The following is a 14,278-nucleotide window of genomic DNA, read 5'->3' as shown; positions in this document are numbered from 1 at the left end:
GCCGCAATTCGCCCGGCGATTCCAACATCGGCCTCCATCTCAAATGCAGAGGCTGAGCAGCTTGACGTGGCAATCCCTGGATTTGGATCCGCTTGAGGGCGCGGCGTCGCGTTTCACGGCGACAACGGGCTCCCTGTCCTTCTTACCCTTGCCCGGCTTCGGCTCGTAATCGCCCGCAATCACCATGGCCCAGTAGGTGCGCTTGCCGCTGGCATTCCTGGCGCTCGCGATTCCGACGCGGGAGGCGTTGTGCAACAAGAGGTTCCTGCGGTGCCCGGAGGAGTCGATCCACTGTCCGAGCGTCTTCTCGAAACTGTCGTAACCATAGGCGATGTTCTCGGCGGCGCGCCCCGCATGCGCAGGCGCAACCCGCCTGGTGAACGGCCCGAGGACCTCATGACTGAGATCGTCCTTTGCCGCCATCGCGCGCGCCTGCTCCAGCGCAATGCGGTCGAGGGTTGCATCGCGTACGACGCGAACCTCGCCGTGCTTGAGACGGAAGCCGGAGATCAGTTCGGCCGGAGATTCGGCGGCCATGACCGGCGCAGCCAGCAGCACAAAGCTGGCCATCATTCCGCCGACCATACGACGTGTCATCGTCCCCCAGGTACCCATCGGTCTCCAAGCCCGCGCGATATCCTGCCGTTTCTCCACCGGCAATGTGGACGCTTCAAGGCGCGCGCCAAGCATCCCTCCATGTGGGCACGTAATGGCACGCGGCCCAAAGTTGCGTTAGCATCCGGCCGAAGGGGCCGCACGGCGAAAGTTGCGGATACAGAACGGTCGAGGAGCATGGCGATGGAATACCGACGCTTGGGTTCGTCAGGGCTCACTGTGCCGGCGCTCAGTCTTGGAACGGGCACCTTCGGCGGGGTTGGTCGCCTCGCGGCGTGGGGCACTACTGACGCGACCGAGGCACGGCGCCTCCTGGATATCTGCCTTGATGCCGGCGTGTCGATGTTCGACAGCGCCGACGTCTATTCGCTTGGCGAATCCGAGCGCGTGCTCGGTGAGGCCATCAAAGGTCGCCGCGACAAGGTTTTGATCTCGACCAAGGCAACGTTCCGTTTCGGCGATGGGCCGAATGACATCGGCTCGTCACGGCAGCATCTGCTCGCAGCGATCGACGGCTCGCTGAGCCGGCTTGGCACCGACTATATCGACCTGTTCCAGCTCCATGGCTTCGACGCCTTTACGCCGCCCGAAGAGGTTCTTGCGACACTCGATGGGCTCGTGCGCGCCGGCAAGATCCGCTACATCGGCGTTTCGAACTTCTCGGGCTGGCACCTGATGAAGTCGCTCGCCGTCGCCGACAAATACGGTTATCCGCGCTACGTCGCCAATCAAACCTACTATTCGCTGATCGGGCGCGACTACGAATGGGAGTTGATGCCGCTCGGCGTGGACCAGGGCGTCGGCGCGGTCGTCTGGTCGCCTCTCGGCTGGGGGCGTCTCACCGGAAAGATACGCCGGGGTCAGCCGAAGCCCGAGGTCAGCCGTTTGCCCAAGACGGCCGACTTCGGGCCGCCGGTGCCGGACGAGCACGTCTATCGTGTCGTGGACGCGATCGACGAGGTTGCCAGGGAAACCGGGAAAAGCGTGTCGCAAATTGCGTTGAACTGGCTGCTCCAGCGCCCGACAGTTTCGACCTTGATCATTGGCGCGCGCAACGAGGCGCAATTGCGCGAAAATCTCGGCGCGGTCGGCTGGTCATTGAGCAGGGATCAGATCGAGCGTCTGGACGCCGCCAGCAAGGTGACGCTGCCCTATCCTTATTGGCACCAGCGAACGACCTTCACCGACCGCAATCCCCCGCCTGTCTGAGGCGCGTTTCGAACGGTCCGGCGATCATTTCCGATATTGTTCGTCGCTGACCTTTTCCATCCAGTCGACCGCCTTCCCGCCCAGTGCTTCCTGGATGGCGATGTGCGTCATGGCCGTTGTCGGCGAAGCGCCGTGCCAGTGCTTCAATCCCGGCGCAAACCACACGACGTCACCCGGACGGATTTCCTCGACGGGGCCGCCCTCGCGCTACACCCAGCCGAATCCCGCCGTGACGATCAGCGTCTGCCCGAGGGGATGCGTATGCCAAGCTGTACGTGCACCGGGCTCGAATGTGACCTGGGCGGCGCCGACCCGTGCCGGCTCCGGCGCCTGGAACAGCGGGTCGATGCGGACCGTTCCGGTGAACCAGTCTTCCGGACCTTTCTGCGAGGGGCGAGACCCGACCCTCTTGATGTCGATGTCCATGTGAAGCTCCTTATTGGTTGGAACGTCTGGTGGTTGACTTCGGTTTCATTGCGGCCTTCCCTGCGCATTGGCCGGATGCGCCATCAGCCACCAGGCGACGAGCGCGGCGGAGAGGACGGTCACCGCGCTGGCGAGGAACACAACGTTTAGCCTCGCTCCGATCGCTATCAATCCAAGCGCGGGGCTCGCAAGCCCCTGGGCCAGGTCGAGAAAGGCAGTATAGGCGCCCATCGCCAGGCCGCGGCTCTGCGCCGGCACGCGGCGGACCGCTTCGACACCGAATCCGGGGTACACCAGCGAGAAACCAAAGCCGGTAAGCGCAGCGCCCACCAACGCCATTTCGGGTCGAACGGCGAGCCAGATCAGCGCCTGCCCTGCAGCTTCGATCAGCGCGCAGACCAGCGCGACTTTTGCACCGCCGATCGCGTCGGCCGCATGGCTGAAGAACACCCGCGCCAGAATGAAGGCAACCGCGTAGGCCGTATACGCGAGCCATCCGTGCGACCACCCACGATTTGCGAACAGCAGGGCGACGAACGTGGTCACGGCACCGAAGCCGACGCTGCCGAGTGCCGAGCCCAGGCCCGGCACCCATACGGCACCGATCACTTCGGCGAAGGAGACGCGGACGTGCTGCACGGGAGCAATCGATGGAAGCTGCGCAACGAGAAGCAGGGTCACGAGCGGAGCCGCGGCGGTCGCCAACGCGATGGCCACAAAGCCGTGGGCGGCATAGAGGGCGGAGCCGGCCGGTGCGCCGATCGCGAAGGCCGCGAACATCGCCGAGCCGACCCACGCGATCACCTTGCCCGTGCTCCGGGAATCGACAAGCGCAAGTCCCCAGCTCACTGCGGCCGTGATGATGAAGCTTTCTGCACCGCCGAGCAGACCGCGTCCGAGAAACAGAATGGTGACCGATGACAGCGGAGCGCCGCTGAAACCGAGCGAGAGCAGATAGAGCAGCCCGGAAGCCGCAGCCGCCAGCAGGCCGGCGATCACGCCTCGCTTCGCCCCGCGGCTGTCCGAGTAGTGGCCCGCCCACGGTCGCGAGATCAACGAGGCGGCGAACTGACTGCCCGCGACGAGGCCGACCACGAAGCTATCGAACCCGAGGCCGTCGTGAACATGAAGCGGAAGAACGGGCAACGCAAAGCCAATGACGAGAAAGGCAACGAAGACCACGCCCATGATCGGCAGCAAGGTCGCTGCGACGCGAGGGGCCGCGACCGGTTCTTGCATCGCTGATATCGACATGTCGGCTTCGAGCTCCGTCCAACGCTGAACCGAACCTAGGACTTCCGCCGACCACAGATTAGGTGATAAATTTCGAATGCGGTTATTAGACAGGCTTATCAATGGACCGGGACGACGCGAGCGATCTCCTCGCCTTTCTCGCGGTGGCGAGAGAACGCAGTTTCACGCGGGCCGCGGCGAAGCTCGGCATGACGCAGTCCGGGCTCAGCCAGATCATCCGAAATCTCGAGGAGCGGATCGGCGTCCGACTCTTGAACCGGACGACGCGCAGCGTCACGCCCACTCAGGCTGGAGAGCGGCTGTTCCTGAGCATCGGCCCCAAATTCAACGAGATGGACGTGGAGCTTGCCGCGCTCAGCGAGCTCCGCGAAAAGCCGGCGGGGACCGTTCGTCTCACGGCGACAGAATATGCCGCCACCGAAATCCTGCTGCCTGCCCTGGGCAAGATGTTGCCGAAATACCCTGACATCCACGTCGAGGTGATCATCGATTACGGTCTCACCAACATCGTGGCGCAGCAGGTCGATGCGGGGATCCGCCCGGGCGAGCTTGTCGCCAGGGATATGATTGCCGTCAGGGTCAGCCCCGATCTTCGCATGGCGGTCGTCGGCTCGCCCGCCTACTTCGCCGAACGGAAGCGACCCAGGACCCCCCAGGACCTGACGGGCCATAACTGCCTCAATCTTCGCCTGCCGACCCATGGCGGCAGCCTCTACGCCTGGGAGTTCGAGAAGAACGGACGAGAACTCAACGTTCGCGTCGAAGGGCAGCTTGTGTTCAACAGCGCAGGCCTGCTCCTGCAGGGAGCGCTCAAGGGGTTTGGTCTCGCCTATCTGACGGAAGGCCATGTGCAGCCCTACGTCTCGAAAGGCCAGCTCGTTCGCGTTCTCAGCGACTGGTGCCCCGCCTTTTCCGGCTATCATCTCTACTATCCGAGCCGCCGCCAACCGACACCGGCTTTCTCGCTGCTGGTCGAGGCGCTGCGATATCGCGGCAAATAGCGACCGAGCGCGACAGCCCTGCATGGCAGACCTACGGCTGCGCGCGAGCGCGCGCGCTTTACGCTTCCGCGAATTCCTGATCCTCTACCCGCCAAACTGGCCGGATCAACCGGCCTGCCGAAGGGAGAGACGCGATGAAGCTCGGCACTGCGATCGCGGAAATCATGAAGCGCGAGGGGATCGAGATCCTCTGCGGCTATCCCGTCAATCACTTGATCGAGCACGCGGCGAAGGCGGAGATTCGGCCCGTCATGGTGCGGCAGGAGCGCGTCGGCATCCATATGGCGGATGCGATCTCGCGCGTCACCTCGGGGCGCAGCATCGGCGCCTTCTGCATGCAGCATGGTCCGGGGGCCGAGAACGCCATGGGCGGTGTCGCGCAGTGCTTTGGCGAGTCGGTGCCCGTGCTGGTGCTGCCGATGGGCTATCAGCGCAGGCTCTCGCACATCGAGCCGAACTTCAACTCCAGCGAGGTGATGAAGGCGTTCGCCAAATCCTCCGAACCGATCATCCTGGCCGCTGAAGTCGCCAATATCTTTCGCCGTGCCTTCACCAAGCTCAAGAACGGCCGCGGCGGTCCCGTCATCGTCGAGATCCCCTCGGACCTGTGGAACGAGGAGGTTCCGGAACCACTGACCTACACACCAGTGCTGCGCACCCGCTACGGCGCCGACCCTTTTCATGTGAAGGAGGCTGCGGCGCTTCTGATCGACGCGAAACGGCCGGTGATCTATGCCGGCCAGGGCGTGCACTACGCGCAGGCTTGGCTGCAACTGAAACGGTTCGCCGAACGGCTCGCGATCCCCGTCACCACAAGCCTCGGCGGCAAGTCGTCGTTCCCCGAGACGCATCCACTCTCGCTCGGCTCGGGTGGACTTGCCGTGCCGCGCGCCGTGCCGAAGTTCCTTGCCGAGGCCGATGTGATCTTCGGCATCGGCTGCTCCTTCACCGAGACCAGCTTTGGCATCGCCATGCCCAAGGGTAAGATCATCATCCATTCGACGCTCGATCCAAACCATCTCAACAAGGATATCGAAGCCAAGGTCGGGCTCGTCGGCGATGCCGGGCTGGTGCTCGATGCGCTGCTCGAGGAGATCGGCAAGACCGTCACGTCGAACCGCGATGCCTCGGCGGTTGCGGCCGAGATCGCGACCTCCCACAAGGATTGGCTGGCAAAGTGGATGCCAAAGCTCACCAGCAACGACGCGCCGCTCAATCCCTATCGCGTGCTCTGGGACCTCCAGCACACCGTCGACATCCACAACACCATCATTACTCATGACGCCGGCAGCCCGCGCGACCAGCTCTCGCCGTTCTGGAGGGCGGTCGAGCCCCTCTCCTATCTCGGCTGGGGCAAGACCACGCAGCTCGGCTACGGTCTTGGGCTTGCGATGGGCGCAAAGCTCGCAAGGCCGGACAAGCTTTGCATCAACGTCTGGGGCGATGCCGCGATCGGTTTTACCGGCATGGATTTCGAGACCGCGGTGCGCGAGCGCATCCCGATCCTTTCGATCCTACTCAACAACTTCTCGATGGCGATCGAGCTGAAAGTGATGCCGGTCTCGACCGAGAAATATCGCTCGACCGACATTTCCGGCGACTATGCCGCGATGGCGCGCGCCTTCGGCGGCCATGGCGAGCGGGTGACCAAGCCTGAGGACATCGTTCCCGCGATCAAACGCGGCATCCAGAAAACCCGCGACGGTATGCCGACGCTGCTGGAGTTCATCACCAGCAAGGAGACGGAGGTGTCGCGGCCGGGGGCCTGAGCGACTTGGCGAGCATTACCCGATATGCGGCGCAAGGATATTCCTGGCCTGAACGGTTCCAGAATGGAATAATCGCTGCCAGACTAGCCAATTGGGCATGGCGCCAAGACGCCGGCCAAAATGGATATTTTTGATGACTGCGCTTTCGCAGGACGTCGCAGCCGAGCTCAGGGCCAGGATTGCCGAGCTCGTACAGCAATTGCAGTCAAGCGCCGCGGCGAATGAGCGGTTGCAGCATGAGTTGGCGCTGTCGCGCGACCGGCAGGCAGCCAGCGCCGAGATTCTACGCACCATCGCCAGTGCCCCTGGCGACGCGGGTCGGTCGCTCCAACAAATCGCCGAGACCTGCGGCCGGCTGTTTGACGCCCCCAGTGTCTCGATCCAGCTCGCCGAGAATGGCGAATGGGGCGAGGCCTATCGGTTCGGTACCAGCGCCCAGCACATCCGCTCGATCGTGCCGCTCAACAAGATCACTGTCGGCGGGCAGAACATGCCGGGCCAGGTCATCACGCGAAACGAGCAGATCAACATTTCCGACCTCGATCACATCGATCCCTCGATGGCGGAATGGCCGGGCCTGCCGCTGGCGCGCGCCGCCGGCACGCGCACGATGTGCGGCACGCCGCTGCGCCGCGACGGCAAGGCGATCGGCGCACTGATCATTTATCGCGACAAGCTCCAGCCCTTCACTCCGGATGAGCTGGCGCTCCAGCAGAGCTTCGCCGACCAGGCCGTGATCGCGATCAAGAATGCACGGCTGTTCGAGGAGGTGCAGGCCAGGACGCACGAGCTGACCGAATCACTGGAGCAGCAGACCGCGACATCGGAGGTACTGAGCGTCATCAGCCGCTCGGCCGGCGATCTCGCGCCGGTATTCGACGCCATGCTCAGCAAGGCAATGCAGCTCTGCGGCGCCAATTTCGGCGTGCTCAACACCTACGATGGAGCGCAATTCCACACGGCGGCCACTTATGGACTGCCCCCCGCTTACGATCAGTTCCGGCGCAAGCTGCCCCTCAACTATGGTCCGGCCACCGCGCCGACGCGCCTTTTGGCGGGTGAAGCATTCGTCGAAATCACTGATCTGCTAGAGTCGGACGCCTATCGCAGCGGAGAGCCGAACCGTCGGGCGCTGGTCGATCTCGGCGGCGCGCGCTGCCTGCTCGCGGTGCCGTTGCTCAAGGACGAGCGCGTGGTCGGCAATGTCATGATCTTCCGACAGGAAAACCGGCGCTTTTCCGAAAAGCAGATCGCGCTCCTGCAGCAATTTGCTGCCCAGGCGGTCATCGCCATCGAGAACACGCGATTGCTCGGCGAATTGCGCGAGCGCACCGAGGATTTGACCGAGTCGCTGCAACAGCAGACGGCGACCGCCGACGTGCTCAAGGTGATCAGTCGCTCGGCCTTCGACTTGCAGGCCGTGCTCAATACACTGGTCGAATCGGCGGCACGCCTATGCGAAGCCGATATGGCGGCGATCACCCGCAAGACCGGCAATGTTTATTTCCGGGCGGGTTCCTACGGCTTTCCAATCAAATTCGCCGAATATGTAAGAGATCTCCCGGTCCTGCCCGACAAGCGCACCATCACGGGCCGGACTTTGCTGGGCGACAAGGTGGTCCATGTCACCGATGTGCTCGAAGATCCCGACTACTCCTTTGAAGGCCAGGAATTGAGCGGCAATCCGCGCAGCTTTCTTGGCGTGCCCTTGCTGCGCGAAGGCAACCCGGTTGGCGCCATTGTCCTTGCACGTCGCGAGGTCCGCCCGTTCAGCGAAAAGCAGATCGAGCTCGTTACGAGCTTCGCCGACCAGGCCGTCATCGCGATCGAGAATGTGCGCCTCTTTGACGAAGTGCAGTCCCGCACCAAAGAACTTGCCGCCTCCCTCGACGACCTCCGCACCGCCCAAGATCGGCTGATCCAGACCGAAAAGCTCGCCTCCCTCGGCCAGCTCACCGCCGGCATCGCGCATGAGATCAAGAACCCGCTCAACTTCGTCAACAATTTCGCAGCACTGTCATCGGAACTGACGGACGAGCTCAACGATATTCTGAAGTCTGCCAGACTCACCGACAATATCCGCGACGAAGTCTATGAATTGACAGGGCTCTTGAAGGACAATCTGCAAAAGATCGTCCAGCACGGGCAGCGCGCCGATTCCATCGTCAAGAACATGCTGCTGCATTCCCGCGAAGGCAGCGGCGAGCACCGGCCGACTGACGTGAACGCCTTGGTCGAGGAGAGCCTCAACCTCGCCTATCACGGTGCCCGCGCCGAGAAGCCGCAGTTCAACGTCACGCTCAAATGCGAGCTCGATCCCGAGGCTGGCATGGTCGACGCCTTCCCCCAGGAGATCACCCGCGTTCTCCTGAATCTGATCGCCAACGGCTTTTACGCGGTCGCCAAACGCAAGGCCGCGAATGGCGCTGACGACTACGAACCTGTCCTGGTCGCGGGCACACAGGATCGCGGCGCCCAAGTCGAAATCCGCATCCGCGACAACGGCATCGGCATTCCCCCTGACGTAAGAGAGAAGATGTTCAACCCCTTCTTCACGACCAAGCCGGCAGGCGAAGGTACGGGACTCGGGCTTTCCATGAGCCACGACATCATCGTGAAACAGCATGGTGGCACGATCGACGTCGAAACCGTGTCCGGCGAATTTACCGAGTTCACGATCAGATTGCCGCGCAAAGGCAATTTTTCAGACAGGACCAGAGGTTAGCCGTGACTGTGATGGTTCTCGTGGTGGACGACGAGCCCGACGTGGAGGCGTTGTTCCGCCAGCAATTTGTCGCGATCTCCGCGCTCAGCGCTTTGTGATGGATTTTGCCAATTCGGCGGCGGAGGCGCCACAGGACTCCTGACCAAGCCGATCGACTTCGCCCTGCTGCGCGGAGGGAGCGACGCGCGGCTCGCGCAGGCGGGATAGACCCTCACGGGAACCGCCGCCCGCCTCACCTCGGTTGCGATCGAGTCCGATTGTGCGATAGTCGTCCAATTCAGGAAGTCGTCGCGCCGTGGGTGCCGCTTTCAAAAATCTCGCATGGCTGATCCGACGGCAGATGTTGTCGCTGTCCGGCGTCGGCCTCATGCTGGGCGCTTTGTTCTTCGCGGCTTCGCTCACGCCGACGCTCATTCCACGCAGCTATCTCACGCAAGGCGCGCTGGCCGGCGCCTGCTTCGCGATCGGCTACGCGGCCGGCCTCCTCTGGCGCTGGCTGTGGCATTACCTTGAACTGCCCGAACCTTCGCCGCGCGTGCGATCGACCGCCAACACGCTGGTCGCGGTCGGCTGCCTGCTCGTCGTCGTCATTTATCTCTGGCGAACCGCCGAATGGCAGAACTCGATCCGCGCCGTCATGAAGATGGCGCCGGTCGAGACCGCGCATCCGTTCAAAGTCTGCGCCATCGCGCTGCTCACATTCGTCGTGCTTCTGGCGCTGGGACGGCTGTTCGTGCTCATGGTTCGCTTCCTGGCCGCACGCAAAAGTCGCGTCGTCCCGAGAAAGATCGCAAACGTCCTCGGCGTTCTCGTGGCGGCGCTGCTGTTCTGGTCGATCGCCAACAATCTCCTGATCCGCACCGCGTTCCGGGCGCTCGATTCCTCCTTCCGCGAATTCGACGCCCTGCTCGAGCCGGAGCGGCCGCAGCCGACGGCGCCCGAGAAAACGGGAAGCGCGGCATCGCTGGTGAAATGGAATGAGCTTGGACGTGCGGGGCGCGAATTCGTGGCCTCGGGTCCAACCGCAGCCGAGATCAGCGCCTTCACGGCGCAGCCCGCGCAGGAGCCCGTCCGGGTCTATGTTGGCCTCGGTGCCCGCGACACGGCGCAGGCGCGCGCCGAGCTGGCGCTGGACGAGCTCAAGCGCCAGCACGGCTTCGAGCGCGCGATCCTGATCGTCATCACGCCGACCGGCACCGGCTGGGTCGACCCTGCGGCGATGGGCACCGTCGAGTATCTCCACCACGGCAACGTGGCCAGCGTCGCGATGCAGTATTCCTATCTCAACAGCCCTCTGTCGCTGATGTTTCAGCCCGAATACGGCGCGGAAGCTGCGCGCGCCCTGTTCTCGGAAGTTTACGGCTACTGGACGACGCTGCCGAGAGACAAGCGGCCAAAACTGTACCTGCATGGTCTCAGCCTCGGCGCCATGAACTCGGAGAAATCCGCCGAGCTGTTCGAGACGATCGGCGACCCCATTGCCGGCGCGCTGTGGAGCGGGCCGCCGTTCGAGAGCCGCATCTGGCGCTCGGTCACCGCGAACCGCAATGAAGGCTCGCCGGCCTGGCTGCCTGAATTTCGCGACGGCCGCTTCGTACGCTTCATGAATCAGAACGGGCCGACGGTGCCGGCCGATGCGCCCTGGGGCGCGCTGCGCGTCGTCTATCTGCAATATGCCAGCGATCCGATCGTGCTGTTCGACTACCACGATGCCTACCGCGCACCAGCCTGGATGAAAGCGCCGCGCGGCCCGGACGTGTCACCCGAGCTGCGCTGGTATCCCGTCGTGACGATGCTCCAGCTCGCCCTCGACATGGCGGTCGCCACCAACACGCCGATGGGCTTTGGCCATGTGTACGCGCCCGAGCATTACGTCGATGCCTGGATCGCCGTCACCGATGTGCAGGACTGGTCCGCCGAGGCGCTCACGCGGTTGAAGGACCATCTTGCGGCAACAGCGAGGAAGGCGGCCGAGCGCAGCGCTGATGACAACCCTTATGCCGATCGCGGCGGATGACACGCCGCCCCGGCCCTGCACGCCAAATGGCGCGTCCATTCACGAATAGTGCAATCGCGGCGGACGCGCCAGACCGAGATGATCCCGCAGTGTCGTACCTTGATATTCGCGCCGGAACAGGCCGCGCTCCTGGAGCTCCGGAATGACGAGATCGACGAAGTCGTCCATGCTATCGGGGAGACTCAGGATCGAGATCATGAACCCATCAGCAGCATCCGCATCGCTCCATCGCTCGATGAAATCTGCGATATCGGCAGGGGTGCCGATGACGCGATTCATGCCGCCCGCGAGCTCGAGATAGAGTTCGCGAATAGTCATTCCCTTGTCCCGCGCGATATCGAAGAGTGCTTTCTGACACGTCTGATTGCCATTGGTCAGGGGCACCTCAGGAACGGGATCATCGAGATCAAAGGCGGTGAAATCGAAACCACCCGTGAGCTTACGGAGCGATTCCAAACCGATTTCAGGATGCACCAGGCTTTGCAGATATTCGAACTTCTCTTCGGCCTCACGCATCGTGCGGCCTACGACCGGGTGTATTGCAGGCAGGATCTTGATGGAATTCCTGTTGCGGCCGAAGGCTTCGGCACGCCGCTTGACATCGGCATAGAACGCCTGGGCCTTGGCGACATCCGGCTGCCCTGTGACGAAGACCAACTCGGCATATTTGGCGCCAAAGGCCTTCCCGGCCTCGGAGGCGCCGGCCTGCGCGATGACCGGATAACCTTGCACCGGCCGGGCCACATCTAGAATTCCGTCCAGCGAAAGGCGTTCACCGCGGAAGCTGACGGGGTGGAGCTTTTCGCGATCAAAGAAAACGCCGTTGGCCTTGTCGCGCGTGATGGCGCCGTCCTCCCAGCTATCCCAGAACGCGCAAACCGCGCGGAAGAACTCGTCGGCCATCTCGTAGCGCAGGTCATGCTCGGGCAATGGCCCACGGCCGAACAGAGGACCTGACGGCTGTGCCGACGTCACCACGTTCCAGCCGGCGCGACCACCGCTCAGGTGGTCGAGCGAGGCGAAACGCCGCGCCGTATGATACACCTCGTCGTAAGTCGTCGAAGACGTGCCGACCAACCCGATCCTGTCCTTTGCTGCCGCGAGATAGGACAACAAGGTCATCGGCTCGAACCGCACGACTTCCTGCCGGATGGCCAGTTGCGGCAGATTCACGGTGAAGAAATCCGGCACGAACAGCGCATCGAGCTTCCCGCGCTCCGCCGCCTGGGCGACCCGTTTGTAAAGTTGCGGATCCAGCCCCCCGCCGGCCGGAACTCCCTTGTGTCGCCAGGCCGCAGTGTGAAAGCCGCTGGCCGTCAGAAACGCACCAAGGTGGACCTGTCTCCGTGTCATTGTCTTTCCCAAGGCCACGTCACTCAGTTTCCAGTCGCGGCTTCTGCCGCGCGCCTGGCGATGTCAGCGCGGTCGAAAGCGTTGATCTCCTTGATCAGGCTATTGTCGATGACGTCGGCCGCCGTGATCTTGGCGTTGATCATGTGCCAGTCACTGATCGTGGCCAGATATCGATTGTACACGTCCACACGTGAATAGCCCCAATCCTCCAGCCTGCCGTTCAAGGGCGAGTCGCCGGAGGCGTGGGATTCCGTGAGAGCGATGTTTGACTTTTCCACTTCCGCAACAGATTTGCTGGAAGGAAGTGCCTGCGGGAAAATCTCGTAGAACACCTTCTGGGCCGCGCGTGGCGATGCAAACGTGAAAGCGAGTCCCTTGGCATAGGCGCGAGCAAGACCGATTGCTTCCTGTCTGTGGCCAGCCAGATAATCTGCTTTGGCGATCAGGCCCAACGACGGTGCAGCGTCGATGTCCGGCGCGTCGATCTTGCGCAGGGTCACGCCGGCATTTTCAATCTGCAGATGAGCCAGCGTGAAGATGCTGACTGCATCAATTTCGCCCTTGCGGAGAAAATAAGCGGCTCGCTGGGCATCGCCCACCGCGACCAACGTGACGTCCTTTTCGGGATCGAGACCCGCTGACTTGACAAGGCCTTTGGCAACAGACGCGCCGACGGCGGAGAGCGAGATCACGCCAATCTTCCTGCCCTTCAGGTCCGCGACGCTCTTCGCCTGGCTTTCGGCCGGCACCCGGATCTCCCAGGGTGAGTTCTGATACACGGTAAAGAAGACTTTCGCCTTTAGTCCCTTGGCAACGAACGCAGCGGTCGCCTCAATCGATGGGACGGCGTAGTTCATCTCGCCGGTTGCGACGAATGTCACGCAATCCATGCCCGTTGCGACATTGACGATCTCGACATTCAGCCCCTCCTGCTCGAACCATCCGAACTTCTTGGCAGCGGCGACCGGCGCCAGCGATATTCCGGCGGATGACGTGCACCAGGCGAGACGGACCGGTTTTGTCTCGCTCTTCGCCGCAACGGGCAGCAAGACGGCCAATGACACGAGCAGCGCGGACCCCAGAGACTTGAACGACATGAAGAACTCCGAATTGCCCCGTCAGCGTCCCAGACTGGAACGACGGGTCTTTCGATTGACATCCCAGGACAGAAGGTAGTCGCTGAGCAGCGCCACCATGCGGTTGAGAAGGAAGCCGATCGTTGCGAGAATGACGAGAACGGCGAACTGACCTGCGATGTCGAGATTGCTGCCCATCGTCTGAAGAAGCACGCCAAGTCCCGCACGCGCCCCCACGAATTCGGCGACTATCGCGGCGATGAGTGCAAAGGTCATCGACACCTCTGCTCCGGCCGCGATGAATGGAAGGGCACTGGGCAGACGCAGCAGCGTGAAGATTTGAACGGGGCTGGCGTCGAGCGAGCGGAGCAGGTCGACGCGATCCTTCTGCGCGGATTGAAGACCCGCGACGGCGTTTACCATCAAAGGAAAGAAGCACATCAGCGCAACGGTCACGATCTTGGATTGGATACCAAGTCCGAACCAGATGACGATGACAGGCGCGAGTGCCACCTTCGGAACTGACTGGAAGAACAGGACATACGGATAAACGTAGAAAGATGCCGTGCGGCTCATCGATATGAGCGTCGCAAGAAGCAGTGCGGCGACGAAGGCGACGCCAAAGCCGGCCAGCGTTTCCGTCAATGTCACACGCACATGTTCGAGATACAGGCCTTTCGCCAGGCCGCCCCAGAGTGCTTCTCCGACTGCCAAGGGCGTCGGAAAAATGAAGCTCGCGACTTCGAAATGCACGATGGCTACATGCCAGGCGGTCAAAAGAACGGCAAAGATGGCCAAACTGACCACGACCTTGAGAGCGATATCTTTCACGA

General features: G+C 62.7%; 10 protein-coding genes and 2 pseudogenes. 6 read left to right on the top strand and 6 right to left on the bottom strand.

Going from position 1 to position 14,278, the window contains the following annotated elements:
* Positions 1–39 precede the first annotated feature (39 nt).
* Entirely contained in the window at positions 40–615 is a 576-nt protein-coding gene (locus SO180_RS24850) for a CAP domain-containing protein (RefSeq protein WP_449381470.1), read from the bottom strand.
* A gap of 183 nt (positions 616–798) precedes the next feature.
* On the opposite strand from SO180_RS24850, the gene SO180_RS24845 reads away from it, so the two are divergent.
* The gene (locus SO180_RS24845) at positions 799–1,824 is read left to right on the top strand and encodes an aldo/keto reductase (RefSeq protein WP_449381469.1); all 1,026 of its coding nucleotides are present in this window, start codon (positions 799–801) and stop codon (positions 1,822–1,824) included.
* 24 nt (positions 1,825–1,848) lie between these two features.
* Here the strand turns inward: SO180_RS24845 and SO180_RS24840 are convergent.
* Both SO180_RS24840 and SO180_RS24835 read right to left on the bottom strand, forming a co-directional pair.
* A pseudogene (locus SO180_RS24840) lies at positions 1,849–2,244 on the bottom strand ((R)-mandelonitrile lyase).
* A 51-nt stretch (positions 2,245–2,295) separates the two neighbouring features.
* Complete coding sequence (locus tag SO180_RS24835) at positions 2,296–3,489, bottom strand: arabinose transporter (protein WP_449381468.1); 1,194 nt, start codon at positions 3,487–3,489, stop codon at positions 2,296–2,298.
* Between the two features lie 116 nt (positions 3,490–3,605).
* Between SO180_RS24835 and SO180_RS24830 the strand changes: the two genes are divergently transcribed.
* The 5 genes and pseudogenes from SO180_RS24830 (at position 3,606) to SO180_RS24810 (ending at position 11,016) form a co-directional block, all read left to right on the top strand.
* Entirely contained in the window at positions 3,606–4,505 is a 900-nt protein-coding gene (locus SO180_RS24830; RefSeq protein WP_449381467.1) for a LysR family transcriptional regulator, read from the top strand.
* A gap of 134 nt (positions 4,506–4,639) precedes the next feature.
* Complete coding sequence (locus SO180_RS24825; protein ID WP_449381466.1) at positions 4,640–6,274, top strand: thiamine pyrophosphate-requiring protein; 1,635 nt, start codon at positions 4,640–4,642, stop codon at positions 6,272–6,274.
* A gap of 133 nt (positions 6,275–6,407) precedes the next feature.
* On the top strand, positions 6,408–8,999 hold the full coding sequence (locus tag SO180_RS24820; RefSeq protein WP_449381465.1) for a GAF domain-containing sensor histidine kinase: 2,592 nt from the start codon (positions 6,408–6,410) through the stop codon (positions 8,997–8,999).
* A 2-nt stretch (positions 9,000–9,001) separates the two neighbouring features.
* Positions 9,002–9,126: pseudogene (locus SO180_RS24815) on the top strand (response regulator); the annotation flags it as partial.
* 213 nt (positions 9,127–9,339) lie between these two features.
* Positions 9,340–11,016 (top strand): alpha/beta hydrolase, encoded by a 1,677-nt coding sequence (locus tag SO180_RS24810; RefSeq protein WP_449381506.1) that lies wholly within the window; start codon positions 9,340–9,342, stop codon positions 11,014–11,016.
* A gap of 39 nt (positions 11,017–11,055) precedes the next feature.
* Here SO180_RS24810 and SO180_RS24805 read toward each other — a convergent pair whose 3' ends face one another.
* From SO180_RS24805 to SO180_RS24795, 3 genes are read right to left on the bottom strand one after another with little or no spacing between them, the layout of a single operon-like run.
* Complete coding sequence (locus tag SO180_RS24805) at positions 11,056–12,369, bottom strand: LLM class flavin-dependent oxidoreductase (protein WP_449381464.1); 1,314 nt, start codon at positions 12,367–12,369, stop codon at positions 11,056–11,058.
* A gap of 23 nt (positions 12,370–12,392) precedes the next feature.
* Positions 12,393–13,466 (bottom strand): ABC transporter substrate-binding protein, encoded by a 1,074-nt coding sequence (locus tag SO180_RS24800; RefSeq protein WP_449381463.1) that lies wholly within the window; start codon positions 13,464–13,466, stop codon positions 12,393–12,395.
* A gap of 21 nt (positions 13,467–13,487) precedes the next feature.
* Positions 13,488–14,276, bottom strand: coding sequence for an ABC transporter permease (locus SO180_RS24795; RefSeq protein ID WP_449381462.1), 789 nt, complete (start codon positions 14,274–14,276; stop codon positions 13,488–13,490).
* Between the last annotated feature and the right edge of the window lie 2 nt (positions 14,277–14,278).

It is taken from the genome of Bradyrhizobium sp. UFLA05-112, from assembly GCF_053572325.1.
The sequence above is the reverse complement of the archived record's forward strand: the minus strand, read 5'-3'. Positions and strand labels throughout refer to the sequence as shown.